This window comes from Arthrobacter sp. UYEF3 (assembly GCF_040546245.1).
GTDB lineage: Bacteria > Actinomycetota > Actinomycetes > Actinomycetales > Micrococcaceae > Arthrobacter.
Genome location: NZ_JBEPNK010000022.1, coordinates 45,424 through 66,877, shown reverse-complemented (window position 1 = coordinate 66,877; position 21,454 = coordinate 45,424). Strand labels below are relative to the sequence as shown.

At 62.5% G+C, this 21,454-nt stretch carries 20 protein-coding genes and 1 pseudogene; 12 read left to right on the top strand and 9 right to left on the bottom strand.

Annotated elements, in window-relative coordinates:
* A pseudogene (locus ABIB14_RS14585) lies at positions 1-249 on the bottom strand (hypothetical protein); the annotation flags it as partial.
* Positions 250-297: 48 nt separating this feature from the next.
* Entirely contained in the window at positions 298-1,842 is a 1,545-nt protein-coding gene (locus ABIB14_RS14580; RefSeq protein ID WP_354236628.1) for an ABC transporter substrate-binding protein, read from the bottom strand.
* Between the two features lie 163 nt (positions 1,843-2,005).
* Between ABIB14_RS14580 and ABIB14_RS14575 the strand changes: the two genes are divergently transcribed.
* Positions 2,006-2,632 (top strand): PadR family transcriptional regulator, encoded by a 627-nt coding sequence (locus ABIB14_RS14575; protein WP_354236627.1) that lies wholly within the window; start codon positions 2,006-2,008, stop codon positions 2,630-2,632.
* A complete protein-coding gene (locus tag ABIB14_RS14570; RefSeq protein WP_354236626.1) occupies positions 2,629-4,215 on the top strand; it encodes a sulfatase family protein in 1,587 nt (528 codons plus the stop codon). The genes ABIB14_RS14575 and ABIB14_RS14570 overlap by 4 nt, the downstream gene beginning before the upstream one ends.
* 92 nt (positions 4,216-4,307) lie before the next feature.
* Here the strand turns inward: ABIB14_RS14570 and ABIB14_RS14565 are convergent, their stop codons facing one another.
* Complete coding sequence (locus ABIB14_RS14565) at positions 4,308-4,889, bottom strand: sugar phosphate isomerase family (RefSeq protein WP_354236625.1); 582 nt, start codon at positions 4,887-4,889, stop codon at positions 4,308-4,310.
* A 278-nt stretch (positions 4,890-5,167) separates the two neighbouring features.
* A complete protein-coding gene (locus ABIB14_RS14560; RefSeq protein WP_354236624.1) occupies positions 5,168-6,121 on the bottom strand; it encodes an ROK family protein in 954 nt (317 codons plus the stop codon).
* Between the two features lie 239 nt (positions 6,122-6,360).
* On the opposite strand from ABIB14_RS14560, the gene ABIB14_RS14555 reads away from it, so the two are divergent.
* From ABIB14_RS14555 to galK, 4 genes are all read left to right on the top strand, one after another.
* Positions 6,361-7,899 carry a right-handed parallel beta-helix repeat-containing protein gene (locus tag ABIB14_RS14555; protein WP_354236623.1) on the top strand — a complete coding sequence of 513 codons (1,539 nt, stop codon included), beginning with the start codon at positions 6,361-6,363 and terminating at the stop codon, positions 7,897-7,899.
* Positions 7,900-7,992: 93 nt separating this feature from the next.
* Positions 7,993-8,967, top strand: coding sequence for a formylglycine-generating enzyme family protein (locus ABIB14_RS14550; protein WP_354236622.1), 975 nt, complete (start codon positions 7,993-7,995; stop codon positions 8,965-8,967).
* 206 nt (positions 8,968-9,173) lie between these two features.
* Positions 9,174-10,316, top strand: a complete 1,143-nt coding sequence (gene galT, locus ABIB14_RS14545) for a galactose-1-phosphate uridylyltransferase (RefSeq protein ID WP_354236621.1) — start codon at positions 9,174-9,176, stop codon at positions 10,314-10,316.
* 50 nt (positions 10,317-10,366) lie between these two features.
* Positions 10,367-11,539, top strand: a complete 1,173-nt coding sequence (gene galK, locus ABIB14_RS14540) for a galactokinase (RefSeq protein ID WP_354236620.1) — start codon at positions 10,367-10,369, stop codon at positions 11,537-11,539.
* Positions 11,540-11,705: 166 nt separating this feature from the next.
* Here the strand turns inward: galK and ABIB14_RS14535 are convergent, their stop codons facing one another.
* The 4 genes from ABIB14_RS14535 to ABIB14_RS18785 all read right to left on the bottom strand — a co-directional run bounded on the left by ABIB14_RS14535 (position 11,706) and on the right by ABIB14_RS18785 (position 14,503).
* On the bottom strand, positions 11,706-12,005 hold the full coding sequence (locus tag ABIB14_RS14535) for a DUF4913 domain-containing protein (RefSeq protein ID WP_502909676.1): 300 nt from the start codon (positions 12,003-12,005) through the stop codon (positions 11,706-11,708).
* Positions 12,006-12,147: 142 nt separating this feature from the next.
* The gene (locus tag ABIB14_RS14530) at positions 12,148-12,681 is read right to left on the bottom strand and encodes a TraM recognition domain-containing protein (protein WP_354236619.1); all 534 of its coding nucleotides are present in this window, start codon (positions 12,679-12,681) and stop codon (positions 12,148-12,150) included.
* Positions 12,682-13,061: 380 nt separating this feature from the next.
* A complete protein-coding gene (locus ABIB14_RS14525) occupies positions 13,062-13,535 on the bottom strand; it encodes a hypothetical protein (RefSeq protein ID WP_354236618.1) in 474 nt (157 codons plus the stop codon).
* 599 nt (positions 13,536-14,134) lie between these two features.
* Positions 14,135-14,503, bottom strand: a complete 369-nt coding sequence (locus ABIB14_RS18785; RefSeq protein WP_502909674.1) for a hypothetical protein — start codon at positions 14,501-14,503, stop codon at positions 14,135-14,137.
* 16 nt (positions 14,504-14,519) lie between these two features.
* Here ABIB14_RS18785 and ABIB14_RS14515 point away from each other — a divergent pair, with 16 nt between their 5' ends.
* From ABIB14_RS14515 to ABIB14_RS14505, 3 genes are all read left to right on the top strand, one after another.
* Positions 14,520-15,320 carry a flavin-containing monooxygenase gene (locus ABIB14_RS14515; protein WP_354236617.1) on the top strand — a complete coding sequence of 267 codons (801 nt, stop codon included), beginning with the start codon at positions 14,520-14,522 and terminating at the stop codon, positions 15,318-15,320.
* Between the two features lie 45 nt (positions 15,321-15,365).
* Positions 15,366-16,481 carry an alpha/beta fold hydrolase gene (locus ABIB14_RS14510; protein WP_354236616.1) on the top strand — a complete coding sequence of 372 codons (1,116 nt, stop codon included), beginning with the start codon at positions 15,366-15,368 and terminating at the stop codon, positions 16,479-16,481.
* 92 nt (positions 16,482-16,573) lie between these two features.
* On the top strand, positions 16,574-17,083 hold the full coding sequence (locus tag ABIB14_RS14505; protein WP_354236615.1) for a class I SAM-dependent methyltransferase: 510 nt from the start codon (positions 16,574-16,576) through the stop codon (positions 17,081-17,083).
* Between the two features lie 114 nt (positions 17,084-17,197).
* Here the strand turns inward: ABIB14_RS14505 and ABIB14_RS14500 are convergent, their stop codons facing one another.
* The gene (locus tag ABIB14_RS14500; RefSeq protein WP_354236614.1) at positions 17,198-17,407 is read right to left on the bottom strand and encodes a hypothetical protein; all 210 of its coding nucleotides are present in this window, start codon (positions 17,405-17,407) and stop codon (positions 17,198-17,200) included.
* 155 nt (positions 17,408-17,562) lie between these two features.
* Between ABIB14_RS14500 and ABIB14_RS14495 the strand changes: the two genes are divergently transcribed.
* From ABIB14_RS14495 to ABIB14_RS14485, 3 genes are all read left to right on the top strand, one after another.
* Positions 17,563-19,710 (top strand): transglycosylase domain-containing protein, encoded by a 2,148-nt coding sequence (locus tag ABIB14_RS14495; protein WP_354236613.1) that lies wholly within the window; start codon positions 17,563-17,565, stop codon positions 19,708-19,710.
* Positions 19,711-19,860: 150 nt separating this feature from the next.
* Positions 19,861-20,067 carry a hypervirulence associated TUDOR domain-containing protein gene (locus ABIB14_RS14490; protein ID WP_354236612.1) on the top strand — a complete coding sequence of 69 codons (207 nt, stop codon included), beginning with the start codon at positions 19,861-19,863 and terminating at the stop codon, positions 20,065-20,067.
* A 4-nt stretch (positions 20,068-20,071) separates the two neighbouring features.
* Complete coding sequence (locus ABIB14_RS14485; protein WP_354236611.1) at positions 20,072-21,271, top strand: NAD(P)/FAD-dependent oxidoreductase; 1,200 nt, start codon at positions 20,072-20,074, stop codon at positions 21,269-21,271.
* Positions 21,272-21,454 lie beyond the last annotated feature (183 nt).

Here is a 21,454-nt window from a genome sequence, read left to right as displayed (position 1 = left end):
ACGCCCCGCCGGAAACAACCAGCGGGGCGTTTTCGTGCCCGGCCCGTCGTCACAGAAACCGACGGCGCCACAGTCAAACACTGCGACGCCTAACAGTTTGGCCTCAAGCATGGCTTGGGTTGCCTGGTCCCCCAACAGATTCCTGGCGATATGGTCGCTGTCGGCCAGCATGAGCGCAAACACAATGAACGATGCACAGATGACGAGCGCTACCCCCGCCCCTATCCGGCGGGAAATATAGAGAACCACTAGCACTCCTTGATTCGACGGTGGAGCAACGGGACGGCCCTGTTCCTGTTACTTGGCCGGCTCGTAGTTGTAGATGGACGGAACCGGCTGCCCGTTCTGCACCTGGACTTTTACTTCCTTGGAGCTGTAGTACGGCTGATCGATCCGGTACCACGGGGCAAACCAGGCGTTGTCCACCAGGTACTTGTTAATGTCCTGGTTCTTCTTTGCAGCTTCATCACCGCGGCTGGCCAGGATGGAGGCCAGCAACGTTTTAGACGCATCGGTGCTGGACTTGAAAATGTTCCAGGGCGCGGCCTCCGTCACCGAAACGGAGATGCTGCTCCAGGCCACCACCGGCTGTGCAAAGGCCGTGAACGCAGCTGAATACTTGCCCGACTGCTGTTCAGCCTGGTACTGGGCGGAAGGGATATCGACCCACTTGACGGTGATCCCAACCTTCGCGAGCTGGTCATGGATGGCCGGGGCCAGTGCCGGGTCCATGTCCGAGGAAGTGGTCATCGTCAAGGTAAAGCCGTTTTCCAGCCCCGCGGTCTTCAGCAGCGACTTGGCCTTCTCCGTGTCGTACGCGTAGGCGCCGTCGAGGTCCTTGACGTAGGCCTCTGACGCTGGTGAGAAGATCTGGCCCGTGACGGTGCCCATGCCTTGGCCAACGCTTTTCAGAAGTGCATTCTTGTCGACGGCGTAGTTGATGGCCTGGCGCACCTCAACTTTGCCCAGCTCGGGGGTCAGCTGGCCGGCGCGGTCGAACAGGGAAAGCCCCTGCCAGTCGCCCGGCACGGTCTGCACGTCAACGCCTGCTCCCTTGGCGGCCTGGACCGTTTTGGGGGTGGCTATCATGCCGTCAATCTGTCCTGATCGGAGAGCATTGAGCCGGGCGTTCTCATCCTTCATCGGTTTGATGATGATCTTGTCGAACTTTTGCAGTGATTTGTCCCAGTAGTTGGGATTCTTCGTGAACGTGTACTGGGACCCGGGAGTGGTCGCGGACCGGTCCAGTGCATACGGCCCAGAACCTATGGGCTGGGTCTTGACGGTGGGGCTATCAAAATTGGCCGGGGATTGGATGTATCCTCCTGGGCCGCCAAGGGCATAGATGAGGGCCGGGTCCGGCTTGGAAAGCACCAGTTTGACTGTTTTTGCATCGACGACGGCGACGGTTGCGACGGCGGTGAGGGCTGCAACCAACGGGCCGCTGGAGTTCTTGAAACGCTCCAGGTTGCCTTTCACGGCGTCCGCGGTCAGCTTGGTTCCATCTGTGAAGGTAACGTCGTCCCGAAGGGTAAAGGTGATTGTCTTCTGGTCCGCGCTGGTCTCCCACTTCGTGGCCAACATGGGCTGGATCTTGCCGGCCGCGTCACGCCGGATCAGTGTGTCGAACACCGGCTGGAAGTACTGGACAAACTGCGCTTCGCGGGACTGTGCAGGATCAAGTGACTGGGGTTCGACGCCCGATCCCAAGGTCAAGGTCATATGCGTCTTGGTTGTCGCTGGGGCCGCCTGGTTGCTGGGACCAGTCCCGCAGCCACCCAAGAAGAGCGCGCCGGCTGTGGCAAGTGCCAGAGTGTGGATCGCGCGGTTCTGCCTACTCATGAAAACTCCTTCGTTAACAAGCTTCGATGGCCGTCCAGACCCCTGCAAGACTGGAGGGGTGTATATGCAATTGCAACAACCTCTGCATGAAGTTTCCCTGTCTTTGCAGAGAATTGCAAGATTTTGCTATGATTTTAATCATATAGTTCGAAGGAGGCGTACATTGCTCAACAAACTGGAGTGCATCATCCTGGGTCATCTGGTGCGGAAGCCCATGGCTGGTTACGATCTGCATAAGTGGTTGACTCAGGAGGGCCCCTTTTTTGGCTACAGCCCCCAGCCATCACAGATCTACCGCCAGCTCACCAAATGCTTGGACAAGGGCTGGGTTGAGCTCAGTATCGATCAGCGCAGCACCGGTCCGGATGCAAAGGTGTACAGCCTAACGGCTCCGGGGCTTGCCGCCTTCCGGGAGTGGGCGGAGTCGCCCCACGAACCCACGATTCGCCCCTTGGACGCAGATTTTCAGATGCGGTTTCTCCTGACCGGGATACTTGGCCCTGATATCGCTCTGAGACTGTTGACCTCGGAACTGGACTTCCGTCGCGGACAGCAGCGTGAGAAAGCCTACTCTGACGACATTGACCCGTCCGAGGCCGCCATCGACGTCGACGTCGTATGGCACCAGGAGCTCATCCGCCTGGGCCGGGAGCGGTCATACCTCCTGGGCACCACCTATCTCACCTGGCTCGAAATGGCGCATGCCCGGCTCAGTGAACAGCTTGAAGAATTCTCACGGCCCGCCAAAGACCCGGGCCTGGCCCAGGATGAAGTAGGGACCGCACAGTGAAGATCCTTTATGTCGACGTCGACAGCCTGCGGCCAGACCACACCGGTCCCTACGGCTATCAGCGTCACATCACCCCGCATCTGGACGCTTTTGCCGACGGCGCTGCCCGTTTCGACAGCTACTATGCTTCGGATTCCCCCTGCATGCCCTCGCGGACGGCGCTCACTTCCGGACAATTCGGAATAACCAATGGGGTAATTGGCCACCATGGGGAGGCCGCACGCTTCCGGGCCGATGCTGGCCACGGCCTGGTCCCGGGGCGACCACTGCTGGGGCAGCATCTGGGGGCCCACGGCTACCTGACGGCCGCCGTTTCCTCGTTCGCCGAAAGGCACCGTGCCTGGTACTTCCTCGGGAACTTCCGCGAGAGCATCCGGGCCACGCCGGAGGTGGGGGACGAGCCTGCTGACATCATCACCGACCGCGCCCTCGACTGGATCGGCCAGCACCAGGACACCGACGACTGGTACCTGCACCTCACGTACTGGGATCCACACATGGATTACCTCCAGTCTGAGGAATGGACGCGGAAAGCCGCGGCTTCGGGTCCGGCACCCGAATGGCCGGACCAGGCAGCGATCGACGGACATGCGGAAATCTATGGCCCGCGCTCTGCGCTTGATCTGATGTATTCCGACGGGCTCTTTCAGAGGCGCGTTCCGCATAATTTCCCGCAGCAGATCCGCACCCGCTCCGACTACGAAGCACTCATCAATGGATATGACGGCGCTATCCACTATTGGGACAGCGAGTTCGGCCGGTTGATCCAGGGACTGGACCGGATGGGGCTGGCTGACGAGGTCGCCATAGTCGTGAGTGCCGATCATGGTGAGTCCTTTGGTGAGCAGGGGTCCTATGCAGAACACGGACTCGCCAGTGAACCGACCCACCACCTTCCCCTGTTGATGCGGTGGCCCGGGCTAACGGACCAGGCAGCTCAGGCTCCAACCTCAGACGCGCTCCTCTACAACATCGACTACGCACCGACGATCTGCGACCTCTTGGGGCTTCCCATCCCCGAAAAGTGGCAGGGTGAATCCTTTGCCGACGTGATCCGCGGCCGCGATATTGCCTCACGTGAGTACCTGGTACTGGGTCACGGGGCCCACACCTACCAGCGTTCGGTCCGCACTCGGGACCATCTGTACATTCGCACCTACCACCCGGGCGCCTTCCGCGCCGAGTGGGAATCCTTGTTCCACGTCACCGAGGATCCTTTCCTCACACGCAACGTCATCGACGATGATCCAGCTCTGGCGGACCAGATGCGTTCGCGCCTGGCTCAGTGGTGGAACACTTATGCCGGACGGCCCGGATGCCTGCCCGACCCCATGCAGACCACACTGCAAGACGGGCCGGCCCTGTACAACGATCCTGATCTATACATGGAACATCTGCGGCGCACTGGTCGCGCTCATCTTGCCGACGACCTCTACTCGCGACTCCACTCGCAAACCGGGGCCGTGGCCGTCTCCTGGCAGGCTCCCGTAGATCCCAGCAATTCCGGCGGCATCGGTCCAACCAGCAGCCGGGTATTCAGCCCCACAGGTACCGAGCTGTTCTGGGCGGGACGAACTCGCTGATCAACTGAAAATGTGACCGCACCACCCAGCGCTCAGGTACATTTCAGGCCGGCCGGAGAACCTCGGTCGCCCCGGAACTTAGCGCCCGGCTCTCAAAGCTGCCACGCTGGCTTGTTTTCGTAGGTGTAGCGGTAGTAATCGGCCAGAGCCAAACCCGAGGCGGCGGCTTCATCAATGTCGACCCAGGTTCGGGGGTGCAGCTGGAGGATGGAGCCCGGGCATATGGTTGAGATGGGCTCCCCGCCAGTCGTGGAATAGCTTCGGCCTTCTGCTTCCCGGTTGCCACCAGGATTATGCTGCGGGATTCCATGATGGTCCTGATACCTGAGTGATGACGTGATGCGGGACGTCTCCCTCGTGTTTGAAAAAGCGGCCTTGTCCGATCGTGTTCTTGGAAGCAGGGTCTTGACTCGGGTCCGTGATCCGAGCGAACAGCCTGGTTCGTTGAAGCCGATGTGCCCGTTTGTTCCGACTCCAAGTATTTGGATGCCAATGCCGCCTGCCTGAATCGCCTGCTCATGGTCTGAGGCCTCGAGGTCCGGGGCAGGAGCAGTTCCGTCAGGCTCCAGCACGTTTGCCGCCGCTATGTTGAGCCGGTCCGTGACATCACGGCGGATCACCTGCTTGTAAGTTTCCGGATGCCACTCGGGAAGACCTATGTATTCGTCGAGCACGAACGCTCTGGCGTCGCAAACGAAAGCTGACGTTGCGGTTCCTGCGTGCCAGCTCATCGTAGGTGGTCCCGGGATAAGAACCTGTGGCCAGTTCCAGGACGGCGGCCGGCTTCCGGCGGACTACATCCTCGATGTTGTCCGCTGCGAGCTTACCAACGGCATCGTGGTCTTGGCAGATCACAATTTACATGCTTCCCTCCTGGGATTTTGGTTACTTTTCTGAATGAAGACGATGAGACTGCCCGTTGGGCCAACGCATCGCCCGGGGCAGAGCACGGCTAGGATAAATTAGCCGCGCCGACTGATCCCGCTGCAGAACCGGGCGGCAAAAGTCGCACCCTGCCGGCCATCTTGAGGGCGTCCATGAAGGGCGAGACCAATGAGCGTTCCGCGAGTTTTCCCTTGATTCCTTCCAGTAAGGGACGGCCGAGAGCGCTCAGTCCCCCGCCGATAATGATCGATCCAGGATCAAAAGTTAGGCCAAAGATTTGAATCGCGGTGGCCACACCATCAAAAAAGCGTTGTTGGATTTCTATCGCCGTTGAGTTTCCGGCCGTTGCCTCTCGAAAGAGCGCTGCGGCGGGATATTCAGCCTTCGTCGGCCAAAGTCGGGCCAGGGCTGATCCGGAGGCGACAAGTTCCAAGCATCCGGATTGTCCGCACTTGCAGCGCGGGCCCTCAGGATCGATGGGTATGTGACCAATTTCCCCAGCGGCCCCGGAATGCCCAGGCCAAATACGGTTGTTGTGGACAACACCGGCGGCAAGCCCGGTGCCCAGATTCAGGTACGCGGTTGTTGCCCCAGCTGAGCCAAACAGTTGAGCCGCTCCAAGGGCTGCTGCATTGACATCGTTTTCGACTCGGCAATCCACTCCGAGCTGTCGACGTACGGTACGGGCAAGGTCCAGTCTGCGGATGGCCAGATTCGCAGAGTGGGTTACGACGCCTGCCTCGGTGTCGACGGTGCCGGGGATGCCGATTCCAACGGACTCCAGAGACTGAGTGGGTACGCCCACAGTCAAACGCAATTCGTCCAGAAGAGTGAAGACTGTGTTCAGGACCTCGGCGTTGCCTTGACCGGTCCGGCGACGGTGCCGCCCCAGGATGTTGTTGTCAACATCCACTGCCACTGCTTCTGTCTTTGTGCCTCCGATATCAAGTCCGACTTTGATCCGTGAAGTGGTGAGTTTCCTGTCCGTGACGAGTGCCTGAACTTTGTTTGCTGATGTCATTGGTTGTTCGACTCACATTAGATGGGCCCGAGGAGGCCCGGTTTTGGCTGGATCGGTTCAGGTGGCGCTGCCGTGGGATGTAAGGACGGGAAACGAATCATACGACTAGCTGTGTTGTCTATCACACCACTATGTGTTTTGATTATACCGCACCGCCTACAAGACAGGCTTTATGGACAGTAGAATATAAACTTTGTATCATAGTCAGCCGCGCCCAAAGCGGGGCCAAGGAGATGGACATGCACAAATTACTGCGTGGAGCGGGTTTGCTACTGGCCGCTGCGTTGGCCGCGGCCCAGCTCGCCGGAGCCGGCGCGGCCGTTGCATCCCCGGGGAGCCCGCAAACGTACTACGTGGACTGTTCGGCCTTGCCGGCCGGCGCGGGAACCCAGGCGTCGCCTTGGAATTCTCTCATTCAGGTCAATGGCTTCACCTTCGGCCCTGGAGACAGTCTGCTGTTTAAGAAGGGCACCACCTGCATCGGCTCGCTGAGCACTTCCGGCTCCGGAAGCGCGGCCGCGCCCTTCACCATCGGCGCCTACGGCACGGCCAGCGGGCGGGCGGTACTGGATGGGAACGGGGCCTCGAAAGTTGTATACCTGTTCAATCAACAGTACGTGACCCTGCAGGACCTTGAAATCGTTAATGCCGCGAATCCGGGAACGAACCGCCGCGGCATCGATGTTGAGCTTCAGGACTTCGGGGTCGGCAACGGCTATACCATCCGGAACGTCTACCTCCATGACGTGTGGGGCGATGACACGAAGGGGCCAGCCGGCTCTCAGGGCATAGCATTTCGCGTTACTGGGCAGACCACACCGACCACGTACAACGACGTCAAACTCATCAACAACCAGCTGGCGGACATTGACCGTCAGGCCGTGGTGATGCGGCTGAGCTCGTGGAACTGCCGGGTTGAGCTGGCCTGCACGAGCACCCCCAACTGGTTGCCAGCCACAGCGGTGAGGGTGGCGGGTAACACCCTGACGAATATTGGCGGGGACGGAATTGTCCTCAACACCACCCGGGATGCGGTCGCTGAAAATAACGTGATCAAGGGCTTCAACGTTCGCTCAACCGCGTATAACGCGGGATTGTGGAGCTTTAACAGCGACGGCTTCTTGGCCCAGTTCAATGACGTGTCCGGCGGTATCGGCCACCTAGACGGCATGGCCTACGACAGCGACGGCGGCAACGTTAAGGCGACTTTCCAGTACAACTTCAGCCACGATAACCAGGGCGGGTTTTTCCTGTTTTGCCCCTATGGCACCAACGTCAACAGCGGCACGATTGTCCGCTACAACGTCAGCCAAAACGATCAGTACCGTGGCATCGAAAACTGCAGCGGGCAGGTAACAGGCGCTCAGGTGTACAACAACACCATCTACATCGGAAACGGTGTCAGCCAAGTCGTCGTGAACGAAAACGTCAACGCTACCCGCGACGTCAAGATGTGGAACAACATCATCTACAAGGGCGGCACCGGGGCCGCTTCTTTCAACCTGGCCGCAAGCACCGGATACGCCTTCCAGAACAACACCATGTCGTCATGGATCACAAGCAAGCCCGCCAACCCCGGAGGCACCACAGCCAACCCGCTCATGTGCAACCCCGGAACGGTGGCCAGCCAGGGCACGGCCACGGGTTACAACCTGCAGCCATCCTCGCCTGCGAGACACGCGGGTGCAACTCTCGTAAACAACGGCGGCCGCGACTACTTCGGGACTGCGGTTTCGACCCCGCCCAACATCGGTGCAAGTGAAACAGCCACCTGCTGACCACGGCCGGCTGACGGGGGCAGTTCGCCTCCGTCAGCCGGATGTCGGATCTGCCCCTGATCCGCTGAAAGCGACCAAGCCAATGAGAGACAAATGCCAGCAGAAGATCAACAATGGCCAGCTATCAAAAGCTGCTGTTCGCCGTCGCGCAGCATCCTTGAACGTCCGCAGCAACATCTTAGCGAGGCAGCCGATGTTGCTATCAGACACGAAGACATAGCCATAGGCTCCGGGAGCTTCAGGATGGGTGACGCCTTCAACGAAGGTTATCCTAACGACGGCGAAGTGCCGGTCCATGAGGTAAGACTCGACGCATTCCGAATTGACACCATCGCGGTCACCAATGCCATGTTCGACCGCTTCGTCAACGAAACCGGGTACCGCACCGCAGCCGAACTTTATGGCTCCTCGGCCGTCTTTCACCTCGCTGTGGCCGCGATGCCTGCTGACATTCTGGGTTCGGCTTCGGGCACTCCTTGGTGGCTAAACGTTCGGGGCGCAGACTGGGCACACCCCGCAGGCGGGAATTCACACTGGAGCGATGTCCCCGACCATCCCGTCGTGCAGGTCTCCCACAATGACGCCCTGGCCTACTGTCGGTGGGCCGGCCGCAGGCTCCCGACAGAAGCTCAGTGGGAATGCGCAGCCCGGGGTGGACTCGAGCAGAACCGCTACGCCTGGGGCAATGACCTGCACCCCGCAGACGGCTCCCACATGTGCAACATATGGCAAGGGAGTTTTCCGCTGGAAAATACTCAAGACGATGGCTTCCTCACCACAGCTCCTGTCAAAAGTTTCCTGCCAAACAGCTACGGACTCTACGAGATGAGCGGAAACGTGTGGGAGTGGTGCGGTGACTGGTTCCTGCCGAAGTACTACCGCAACTCCCCCTCGGATAACCCACAGGGCCCTACTATTGGCCGCGGACGAGTGATGAGGGGAGGCTCCTACCTCTGCCACGACTCGTACTGCAACAGATACCGTGTGGCGGCCCGAAGCTCGAACACACCAGAGTCATCCAGCGGCAACTGCGGCTTTCGAACCGTCGCTATGACGAGCTCGCCATAATAGCAACTGCCCTCGCCGCTATCTGGACCGCACTGAGGCATCGGAAGAAACCAGATGCTCCGGCCTCCTCGAGGCGGTGCCTCACTAGTGCCGTATGCGATGCCGTTTCATCGGTGCTGCTTGCGGGCCCCCGGTACATCTCCCGACCGGTTTGAACCCGGCACGGGGCAATCCCGCTGACCACCCAAGACTCCTAAGGATCCACGATGACAAGCACCATCAACCGTCCCAGACTGGGGCATACGGCGGTCACGAGCACACGACTGGCGGACGGGCGCGAGCTGCATTATTTTGATGCCGGTGACCGGCCCGCGTCCGGCAGATTGACGGTGGACCAGAGGGCTTTACCTGCACGAAGTGAATCCGGAGAGATCCGCTATGACGCGCTTACCGGTGAGTGGGTTGCAGTGGCTGCGCACAGGCAAAACCGAACCCATCTGCCGCCGGCCGATGAATGCCCCCTGTGTCCAAGCACCCAGATCAAAGCCTCGGAAATCCCGGCGACGAACTATGAAGTGGCTGTCTTCGAGAACAGGTTCCCGTCGCTTGGACCCGCCCCCTACGCTGCTCCCGACTCCCCTGCCTGGGGAACCCGTGAAATTGCCGGAGGCCGCTGCGAAGTCGTCGCGTTCACCCCGGACCATGATGGGACGTTCGCGGCCCTTGGCACTCGCCGAGTCCGGACCGTGATCGACGCGTGGGCCCACCGTACGGAAGCGTTGAGCGCCCTGCCGGGCGTCGCGCAAGTCTTCTGCTTCGAAAACCGCGGACAGGATATCGGAGTGACGCTGCACCACCCCCACGGCCAGATTTACGCCTACCCCTACATCACGCCTAAGGCCGTAGCCATGGCCGCCGCGGCCGGCCGGTTCCGCGAGGAGAACAACAAAAAGCAGTCCCTGACCGCACACATCCTGGGCAAGGAACGCGCGGATGGTTCTCGGATGGTACTGGAAGGCGAATTCTTCAGCGCCTATGTCCCTTTCGCAGCGCGGTGGCCCCTAGAAATACACCTCGTTCCTCACCGCCAGATCCCGGATCTGGCCGCGCTCGACAGTGCGGAACGGGACGAACTCGCCGTCCTGTATCCGGACCTTCTAGGACGCCTGGATAGTCTCTATGCCTCCCCCACGCCGTACATCAGCGCTTGGCACCAGGCGCCGCTGGATCCTTCCATGCGAAGAGACGGGCACCTGCACCTCCAGATCACCTCGCCCCGCCGGGCTGCAGACAAACTCAAGTACCTGGCCGGTTCAGAAGCCGCGATGGGGGCCTTCATCAACGACACCACGCCCGAACACGTCGCCGGGCTGCTCCGAGACGCCCCCGCCCATATTTCTGCTGGCTAGTATCCGCAGCAGCGACAGGGCCCATTACCGGGCCCGGAAACAGGATCATCATGACCTCGGAAAGTACCGAAACAGTGAGTGGCGTGGCCCTCACCAGAGCTTTTCATGACCGCTTCGGCGTCGGCCCGGACGGGCTATGGCGCGCACCCGGCCGGGTCAATCTCATCGGCGAGCACACCGACTACAACGAAGGCCTCGTCCTGCCGTTCGCAATCGACCGCGCCACCACCGTAGCAGTTAGGCTCAGGACCGACCGTACGGTCCGCTTGGCCTCCGCCTTCGGCGCCGCGGACCCCGTAGAGTTCGATCTTGACACCTTCAACCCGGACTCAGCCACGGGATGGTCTGCGTATCCGGCCGGCGTCGCTTGGGAACTGAGGCAGGCGGGGGTGTCCCTGCCCGGGTTCGACCTGTATGTGTCCTCGGATGTACCGGTAGGGGCAGGACTATCCTCATCGGCGGCCCTGGAATGCGCCGTCGCCCTGGCTCTTTCGGATCTCTGTGGGGCCGGACTCGCACACGCTCAGCTTGCCGAAGTCGGACGGCGGGCAGAGAACAACGTCGTAGGCGCCCCGACCGGCATCATGGACCAATACGCGTCCATGCTGGGGGCCGCAGACTCTGCCGTCTTCGTGGACTGCCGTGACGGAAGCTCCCGGCACATACCTCTGGATCTGAATAATGCCGGACTTGTCTGTCTGGTGATCGACACAAAGGTCTCCCACGCCCACGCAGACGGCGGCTACGCCTCCCGCCGGAACTCCTGCGTCCGCGCGGCGGCGAACCTGGGGGTGAAAGCGCTTCGGGATCTGACGGTCATAGACCTCCCCCGGGCCGAGCGAACTCTCGATGAGGAAGCGTTCCGCCGCGTTCGCCACATCGTCACCGAAAACCAACGCGTGGTCCGGACCGCGGAACTTCTGGTCAGTGAGGGCCCTTATGCCATCGGGGAAATATTGAACGCCAGCCACCACTCGATGCGAGACGACTTCGAAATATCATGCCCGGAACTGGACCTGGCGGTCGAAGCTGCCCGGGCCAACGGTGCCCTGGGGTCCCGAATGACCGGCGGCGGCTTCGGCGGTTCTGCAATTGCGTTTGTCCCGGCCACTGATGCGGAGAAGGTCGGGTACTCCGTAGAGACGGCCTTCGCCGCCCGTGGATACCAGAGGCCTGACGTCTTCGCAGTCCTTCCCTCAGACGGAGCAAAACAACAGAGCTGACCCAGTGCGGGTGCCGGAGCGGCCGGTGAGGGCACCCACCTCGTGGGCGGGACTCCGTGTTGGGCAATCACCCCGCGCTTGCCGGGCAAAGCCGGCATCACTCCGAGCCAAGGTCATAAGCCAGCCACATCCTGCTCTAGCAGGGTTGTTTTTTGTGAGCGGCCGATCACTGGAGCCTCACGTCGGGGAACCAGCCTGCTGGTGCGCGCATTGGTTCCAGGTGCGCCGGGTCGCGGTGTCCGGTTTTGTCGCAGTTGTAGAAGGGACCGTGGGAGTCCAGAAGGACGCGCATGTGATGGTCTGCGTGGTCACGCCACCAGACGCTCATGCCGGTGGCGCCGTCGAGGCGGAGGTGTTCCCATGCCCGCCAGAGGGCCTCCACACGCGACACTGCTTCGGGGTGGAAGTACCACTCCATGCACCACTTGGCGCTCCTGTCATCGACGTCGCGGACGTAGGTGGGCAGCAGCTGTTCGTGCAGGAATCTTCGGCCGAGCCGAACACCAGCTGCGGCGCCTCTGCCGGCCCGGCTGCAGGGGCTTCATGCGCGTGGCTATCGTCGGTGTCGGGGTCTGCGAACAGGCCGATTTCCTCCGCCATCTTCTCTCCTACTTGCTGACCCAGGGATTGACCGTCGCGGTTTCGCCCGCGGGTACCGGCACTGCGTCGTCGTCCCGGCGGGGGCAATTGGCCTTGATGGATGCTTCCACGGCTTCCTTGTGTAGGCCGGTGTACCAGGGCAGCGTTCGGACGAGCGTGGCCGGTGCGCCGGAGGCGAGGACGACGGCGCGGCCGAGGTCCAGTTCCGCGAGGTTGGAGACATCGAAGATCCGTTCCTTGCCCTCCTGGCGGGAGCGGCTGCGCCCGGACTTGCCGGAAGAGACGGAGACGTTGGTGTAGCTGTAGTCCCCGATCAGGTCTGAGCGTGCCCGGAGGAAGCCGTCTTCGGCCACTCCCCCGCCGTAGACCTTGATGTTCGCGGCGGACCAGATTTTCCGCATGGTCGCCTCGCCCCACAGTTCCACGCCCTGGGACCAGGACTGCAGGATCGCCATCACGATCAGGCCCTTGGACCCGTAGTGGCTGAACTGATCCGGCAGGGACGCCCAGCGGACCCACGTTGGCCAGCTCGTCCAGGGCAAACAAGGCGGGCAGGTCCAGCCGGCCGCCTTGGCGCTCGGCGCGTTCCTCCATGGCCTCGGCGATAGCCACGGTCAGGGCTGTGGTCAGGGGCGCGGCCGAGCCGGCGCCTTCCTTGGACAGGATGTAGATCGTCTCCCGGGAGCGGGCAAAATCTTTGGGGTTGAACTGCGGGCGGGAGTCCATGGTGACGGTGGTCCCGGCCTCGGGTGCGACCCAGCGGAGGGTGTTTCTGCTTTTGAGGCACTGCGCCATCTTTTCGGCGGTCCCGAAGATACCGTCCCGCTGCTTATCGGCCAGCTTCAACGCGGACTCCAGGCCCTCGTACTGCAGCTCGTAGCCGTACTCTTTGAGGATTTCGATGGGGTTGCGGCTGACCTGTTCAGTCACCCACAGGTAGACCTGCGTGATGGGCAGCTCCCCCAGCGCGGCGGCGAGGAAGTAGGAGGACAGGATGTCTTCGGCCTTGGGATCGAAGTACGCGTCCGGTTTGGACCCGGGAGTCCGCGAGCCGACGGCGAAGTGCTGGGTGAGCTTGTACGGACAGCGGGTTCCACCACCAGGCGGGTTCCTCCTGGGCGATCTTCTGCGGATCGAACACCCACTCCGGGGCTGTCCCGCCCCGGACGCTGCGGGTGCCGTCCACGACGTCGCGCTTGTTCGAGGTCGAGACCACCGCGCCGGGGGCATCCAGGATGGCTGGCATGACACGCGAGGTGGATTTACCGGTCCGGGGTCCCCAGATGTCGATGCTGAGGTCTTCCCACGGCTGGATGAATTTTTGCCCGGTGGAGACCACCCGGCCGACCGTAATCCCGGGGGTGTCTTTGACGCCGAGGCGTTCGGCGGTGGCCATGGCACCCTTTTCGGGAGAACGCGGCCAGTGACTTGCCGCGGCCAAGGTAGCGTGCGGATTTGTCCACCCTGGCCCGCTTCCCCGCACCCGTGGCCCGGGCAACGAGGACCAGAAACGCGCCGACAACCAGCAGTACTGCCAGGACCCCGGCAACGACCGTGGACTGGACCGGCCACGGAACCTTCCCTTTAGCGATTCCGGCGATCAGATCAATCGGGTGCGTCGGGGGCGCGGCGATGCCGGCCAGCCAGGACCCGAGGTGGGCTGCGACCCAGCTGCCGCCCCCAACGACGACAGCTGCGCCGATGGCCACCCAGATTTCCAGTCCGTCGCCGAGCCCGGCGCCTTTGCGGTTCGGTGCGCTCACGCTATACCCCCTCCCCCGGGCCCGAAAGGACGTCCACCGCCGACATGGCTTTGGCCAGACCATTCCACTTTTTATTGGTGTCGTTCAGGGACGTCTCGATGGAGGTTAAACCGATCTGGACGGGGATGCCGGGGCGGCCACCGACCTTGATCAGGAATTTCCCCCGGCCCGGGGGTTCGACGTCGCCGCCGCGGGAGTCCCAGGCGGGCGGGTCCTGCCACCCGATGAGCTACTACTGTTCTTCCCCTGAGAGCGGGATCGCTGCGGTCAGCAGCGGCATCTCGGAGGCGGGGAGTCCGCCGCAGATGACCATGCCGGAGCGTTCGACGAATCTAAGGGCTTTCATCCGGTCCTCTTCTGCCGGGAGCGCGAGCAGGTCGGACATGGTGTGGGAGATTATGACCTGCCCGACACCGACGGAGCGGTTGAGCCGGGTCAGGGCGTCCACCCGGTCGACCATGCCCTTGCCGGCGCGCAGCGCCCTCCAGTGGTCGAGCGAGTCCGCGCTGTGGTCCGGTATTGCCGTCCCGACGTCGGGCGGCGAATACCAAAGCGCCGCTGCGGGCTCGGATGCCAGCGAGGCAGCTGGCGAGGCAGTCACGTTTACCTGCTCATTCTTGTCCGTCTGCTCCGGCTACTACCGCTATGACGAGGGGTTCACTCCGGCCATCGAGGGGGCGGAATCCTTCGCCGGCCCGATTGTGCACCCGCAGCACTGGCCGGCCGCTCTCGATTATGCGGGGAAGCACGTCGTGATCATCGGCAGCGGGGCCACCGCCGTGACCCTCGTGCCGTCGATGGCGAAGTCGGCCGCCAAGGTGACCATGCTGCAGCGCTCCCCCACCTACATCGCTCCCGTGCCGTCACGGGATCACCTGGCCGACCGGCTCCGGGGCAAGCTGCCGGCGCAGCTGGCGTACGACGTCGTCCGGGCGAAGAACATTCTCTTTTCGATGTTCACCTACCAGCTCAGCCGGCGGCGGCCGGAAACGATGAAGGCGATTCTCCGCCAGTCGGCGATCGCCAAGCTGCCGCCGGGCTTCCCGGTGGAGAAGCACCTCGCGCCGTCGTACCAGCCCTGGGACCAGCGCCTCTGCGCGATCCCCAACGGCGATCTCTACCGTGCGATCAGCGCAGGCACCGCCGACATCGTGACCGACGAGATCTCGCGGATCACCCCGGAGGGGATTGATCTGGTCTCGGGCACCTCACTCCCGGCCGACGTCATTGTCACGGCGACAGGACTAAACCTGCTGGTGATCGGCGGGATGACGCTCACCGTGGACGGCCAGCCCGTGGACACCGGCAAGATGCTGACCTACAAGGGCATGATGCTGGCGGGCGTGCCGAACTTTGCGCTCACCATCGGTTACACCAATGCCTCGTGGACCCTGAAAGCGGATCTAGTGGCGGGCTAGATCTGCCGGCTGCTGAAGTACCTCGACCGTCAGAACCTGCAGTGGGTGGCACCCAAGGCGCCCAGCAGCTTCGCGGACGGCGAGCTGAGTTCGCTGATCGATTTGAAGGCCGGCTACATCCTGCGCGGCGCGGGCGAGCTGCCCCGGCAGGGCTCACGCTCACCCTGGCGGCTGCACCAGAACTATCTGCGCGACTTCGCCTTGCTCCGGGCGGGAAGATTGACGGACCACGTTCGCTTCGGCAAGCGTGGGCAGCCGGTGCGGGCGCCCGGAGCGCCAGCCCCGGTACGGGCACTGAATCCTGTCGAACTTCCGGGAACCGGCCACGTCGACGTTGGCGGCACCCGTTTGCGCTACCGGAAGACCGGCAGCGGGGAGCCCGTGCTGCTCCTGCACGGCATCGGCCAGAGCCTAGATGACTGGACCGAGCAACACGACCGCCTCGCGGCACGGCATACCGTCTACAGCGTTGACTTACCCGGCTTCGCCTACTCCGACCGGCTTCCCGGGCGGGCGACGTTGGCGGGCCTAGCGAGCGTCCTCCCGGGTTTCCTCGATGCCCTGGGGGTGCACGAGCCGCTGCCCGTGATGGGCAACTCGCTCGGCGGCGCCGTCGCCATGAAGCTGGCTGCCGACCATCCGGACCGCGTCTCCGCCCTGGTTCTGGCGAACAGCGCCGGTTTCGGCAAGGAGGTTGCCGTGGTCCTGCGCCTGCTCGCGGCACTGCTCTTGCGCCCCGACAAGGAAGCATCACGCCGCACGGTCCAGTCGATCTTCTACGACAAGGAGTTGGTGACCGATGCACGCGTCGGTCATGCCCTGGCCCTGTCGCAACGGGCGACCCACCGCCAAACGGTCCTCGACATCGCCCGTGATCTCGGAACCATCGCCGGCATCAGGGCCGAATGGCGCACGGCCCTGATGGTGGCCTTGGCGGAGTCTGACATTCCAACGCTCGTAGTCTGGGGTGACCACGACCATATCCTGCCGTTCAGCCACCTCGGGGCTGCCGCCGCTGCCTTGCCGCACGCCGAGTCGCATGTCTTCTCGAAGACGGGCCACATGCCGCAGATAGAACGGCCTGAGGAGTTCGCCGCGGTGGTTGAAGAGTTCCTTACGCGGGTCCCCGTGATCCTGTCCGGAAGCGGTAGCCCTCGCTAGACTGACGGTGCGATGCAAAGACTCAGACTTCGACGATTTCACCACCGGCACCGCGCACTCCCGGGAGCGCCGCCGAAAGAGGGAGGCCAGCTGTGGAGAGTCCTACACCGGCGAACGCGGACAACGTACAGCGACAATTGGCGATCTTTGATGTTGTCAAACGGGCTCCTGGGAAGTCCCTCTCCGAGATCAAGGCGATGCTCTCCAAAGCATTCGCTGAGCGGGGGCTGACCCGGCAACCGGGACCGTGGCTGGACGCTGTGGCGTCGGATGCTGCATTCGGAAAGACGTACATTGTGGACCTTCCCGCCGCAGTTGCCGCCGACAGCATAGAAACCGTTCCCGACCCGCAACTCGAGGCTGCACTCCGCGAGCGACGTATCCTCAGATCCGAGAGCGTCACCGAAGGTCAGGAATCCGAGAGGGTAATGCAGTCCGGGGAAGACGGCCCAACCAACGACGAAGCTGCGCACCCGGCTTGGACTTCAGACGCCTCCCGACGTCGGCGGCTGGCTCTTTTCGCTGGCGCCCTGGCATTGGCCCTTGCGGCCGCCGCCGTCACCATGGCGCGTCGCCGCGCACAAGTCGCCGCCAGATCATGACGTGGGAAGCGGACTCCGGCGCCGGCGAAACTTAGTTGCGCCGTATCCAACGGCCAGGAAGAAGGCCCCGCCGTGCGGAGCCTTCTTTGGACGTTCGGCTGGATGGTGCCCTGGTTAGACCTTCTCGTCGACGCGGTCGACGACCGATTCTTTGGTGATGCGTTCGCTGCGACGGCGGGGGAAGGGCCAGAACAGCATGCCTTGCCTCTGGTGCCGAAGCTCCGAGCGGTCCTCCGGTTTCGTCTCACCACGGGTTTCGGTCTTCCGGGCGGATTCCTTCTCGTAGCCCCGCCCGAAGTCCTTGTTGGATGAATAGCACATCATGTACCTCCTTTAGCGGCTGCCCTTTAATCGTCCTCCCAAGACGCTTGTGAGTCGATACCCTGCCCGCCGGTAATTGTTCGAAGTCCTTGTCTGGCCGTAGAACGGCCATCGGCGTATTCTGGGCACAGGTTTTGAGCGCACTAGACGGTCAGAAAATGGCGCCGAAGAAACGAACCGGATCTCGTTTGGCCGCGGCCCTTTGGAGGGTCTTCGGACTCCTAACAGTGAGTGCGATCTGCGGAGTTCTGGCAGCCAGCCTGGCCATCCCGGGCGTCGCCACCGCCGGCCTCGCCGTCAGTGGGTCGATCACCTTTTTCAACAACCTCCCCTCCGATCTGGCCATTGCTCCGCCGTCGCAGGCGACCAAGGTTCTGAGCGCGGACGGCAAGCCGATCGCCACCTTCTTCGCGGAGAACCGCGTGGAGGTCAGGCTGGATCAGATGTCCGCCTACATTAAGGACGCGATTGTCGCCATAGAAGACAGCCGCTTTTACAAGCACGCCGGCGTCGACCCGCAAGGAATTCTGCGCGCCCTCACCTTCAACCTGACCCGGGGAGGCAGGCAAGGCGCCTCCACTCTGACCCAGCAGTACGTCACGAACGTCATCAATGAGTCCTTGTTGTCGGCGGACAAGACCGATCAGGTCATTCTCAGCGGGCAAAAGAGCATCGGCGACAAGGTGCGCGAGATGAAGCTGGCGGTCGAGCTGGAAAAGAAGTACACGAAGGATCAGATCCTCGAAGGCTATCTCAACATCGTGTTCTTCAACCGGGACGCCTACGGCATCGAAGCCGCGGCCCGGCATTTCTTTAGCATCACCGCCAAGGACCTCACGCTGCCGCAGGCTGCACTGCTGGCCGGCCTGGTCAACAGCCCCAGCTTTTACGATCCCGCCACCAACCCGGAAAACTCCCTCAAGCGGCGCAACCAGGTCCTGGACAAAATGCTGAGCGAGGGGAAGATCTCCCACGCCGATCACGACGCCGCTGTCACCGTCGGTGTGGAGCTGAAGCTCGCACCTGCAAAGCAGGGCTGTTCAGCGGCCGACACTGCGCCGTACTTTTGCGACTACGTCGCCCACCTAATCCTCAACAACCCGGCCTACGGCGTCGATGCCACGGATCGGGAGAAGAAGCTGTATCGCGGCGGCCTGACCATCACCACCACGCTGGACAGCAGGCTGCAGGGGTCCGCGCAGGCGCAGGTCGATGCCACGGCCGGGGCCAATCCGGACAAGTGGGGTGCGTCGCTGGTCTCCATCGAACCGGGTACCGGCAAGATTCTCGCCATGGCGCAGAATACCGTTTTCCTTCCCGAGCCGGGGAAATTTGATACGCAGCTGAACTTCAATGTCGACTCCAAGGACGCCAAAGGGAATGACCTTAATGGCGCGGGCGGGTTCCAACCCGGGTCCACGATGAAGCCGTTTACGTTTGCGGAGTGGCTCAATGAAGGGAAGTCCATAGTGGCTGAGGTGGACGCCTCCCGGCGGACCTATCCGTTGGACTTTCCATGGAGGTCCAGCTGTGGAAAGGTCCTCGGGGCCTACGATACGGCGCAGAGCGCCCTCGGCGCCGCGGACGACCTACAGAACAATGACGAGGGCTACTACCGCAAGATGCCCGTCAATTACGGCCTCTACAACTCCATCAACACGGCGACCTTCGCTGAAGCGACCCAATTAGACTTTTGCGGCATCCAGAAAATGGTGGATACCGTGGGACTCCACAGCGGCGTGGATAACGCCCCGGTGAACATGCACCAGCTCGGCAACCTGCTGGGTGCCATCGGCGTGGCCCCGCTGCACCTGGCCAATGCGTTTGCCACGTTTGCCGCCGACGGCAAGTACTGTGCCCCGATCGCCGTCGTGGCCGTGACCGACCCAGCGGGACGGCACCTCCCGGCCCAAGCCCCCGACTGTCGCAGCGCCGTCACGCCAGAGGTAGCCCGCGGCGTGAACTCGGTCCTCCAGGACGTGCTGAAACGCGGGTCGGGAATCTACATCCAACCCAAGGTCCAGGACCACGTGCCTGCCGCGGCCAAGACCGGCACTTCCAACACCAACGGAGCCACCTGGGTGGTCGGCTACACTTCCGGCCTCGCGACCGCGTCCTTCTTCGGGGACACTTTGGCGGGCCAGAAACGGCCGGGCCAAAATGTCACCATCAACGGCAAGTTCTACAAGGCGATTGACGGCTACATGCTCGCGGGGCCGCAGTGGGCGAATTACATGCTGGAAGTAACCGGGCTCTACCCGGCTGCACCGTTTCCTTCGCCGCCCGTTTCCATGACCAAGCCGTGAGGTCCGCCGCTGCGGACTTCCGCCGGGGGCCGGCCAGCCGCGGACTCCTCACCTCGCACGGTACCCAATAATGCTCATACTGCTTACTATTGAGGCTCCGGTTGCTGGTCATCCGTGCGTTGCCGGAACCGCCCACCTGAAGGAACACCGATGTCGCTTAGCAAGGGAACACCCGTGGAATGGAATACGTCCCAAGGCACCACCCACGGCAAGATCGTGCAAAAGAAAGTCAGTGACTTCGAGTTGGACGGACATACCCACCAGGCCAGTGAGGACGAGCCGCAGTATGTGGTGGAATCCGACAAGACCGGCGCCCGGGCCGTGCACAAAGCCTCTGCCCTGACCGTGAAGAAGTAACGCTATGGCCGGGCAGCACCACGAGGTCCTCATCGTCGGCGGGGGCAACGCCGGCGTTTCCCTGGCCGCACGCCTCCACCGCTACGGGGTGAAGGACGTAGCCGTGGTGGAGCCCCGGGAGCACCACCTCTACCAGCCGCTGTTCTCCCACATCGCCGGCGGGAGGGCGAAGGAATCAGAAGCCATTCGATCCCAGCACTCCGTCATGCCACGTGGGGTGGAATGGATCCAGGACAGCGTCACGGACGTCGACCCGGCGCTCAACAGGATATCTCTGGCCTCGGGCGGACAGTTAGGATTTGGCCATTTGGTGGTCTGCCCGGGCCTGCAGCTGGACTGGGACAAAATCCCGGGTCTTACGGAGGCCGTCCATGCGCCGTCGGGTGCGTCCCACTACGAATTCAGCCTGGCCGTCAAGGCCTGGACGCTGCTCCGTGGACTGACGTCCGGGACCGCCGTTTTCACCATGCCGTCCGGCCCCATCAAGTGCGGGGGCGCCGCGCAGAAACCGATGTACCTGGCGTGCGACTATTGGCGGGAGCAGGGGGTGCTGCAGGACATTCGGGTAGTGATGGTGCAGCCATACCCCACCGTGTTCGGGGTGCCGGGAGTGGACGACGAGCTGAACCGCAAAATTGCCGAGTATGGCATAGAGCTTCGTCTCGACAGTGAACTGGTGTCGGTGGACGCTGCAGCACAGACCGCACGGATCCGGCAGAGCACGACCGGATCCACCGAAGACTTGCGCTACGACGTCCTCAACGCCGTCCCGCCCCAGTCGGCCCCGGATTGGCTCAAGGGCACGGAACTGCCCGCCCCAGATGACTCCGGCGGATTTGTCGAAGTAGATCCGCGAACCCTCCGGCACGTCCGTTTTCCGAATATCTGGTCCCTTGGGGATGCCGCGGGGACCACCAACTCGAAGTCCGGCGGTGCGTTGCGGAACCAGACGAAGGTCTTGGCCAAGAACCTGGTTGCGGCCCGCACGGCAAAACCCCTGCCGGCGAAGTATGACGGATACTCCGTCTGTCCCTTCACGGTTTCCCGCTCCACGGTGGTCTTCGCCGAGTTCGATGACCAGTACCGGCCCATGCCCTCCATCCCGAAGGTGCCAACGTGGAAAGAGAGCCGAGCATCCTGGGTTGTGGACCGCGACATCTTCCCCCAGGTCTACTGGAACCTGATCCTCAAGGGCCGCGCCTAGGCTTGATTAGCGGTTGGACGCAGCCGAAATCCGAGAGCCTGGCATCCACGATGTCCTACCTGACGAGGACGCGCTTCAGCCTCCTTTACGCGGGTAGCGTCAGCACTCATACTTCGACGAGTCGGACGTTCAAAAGACTCATAGGACCCGCAACCTGTTGACGAACCCGTTGGTTGAGCGTAG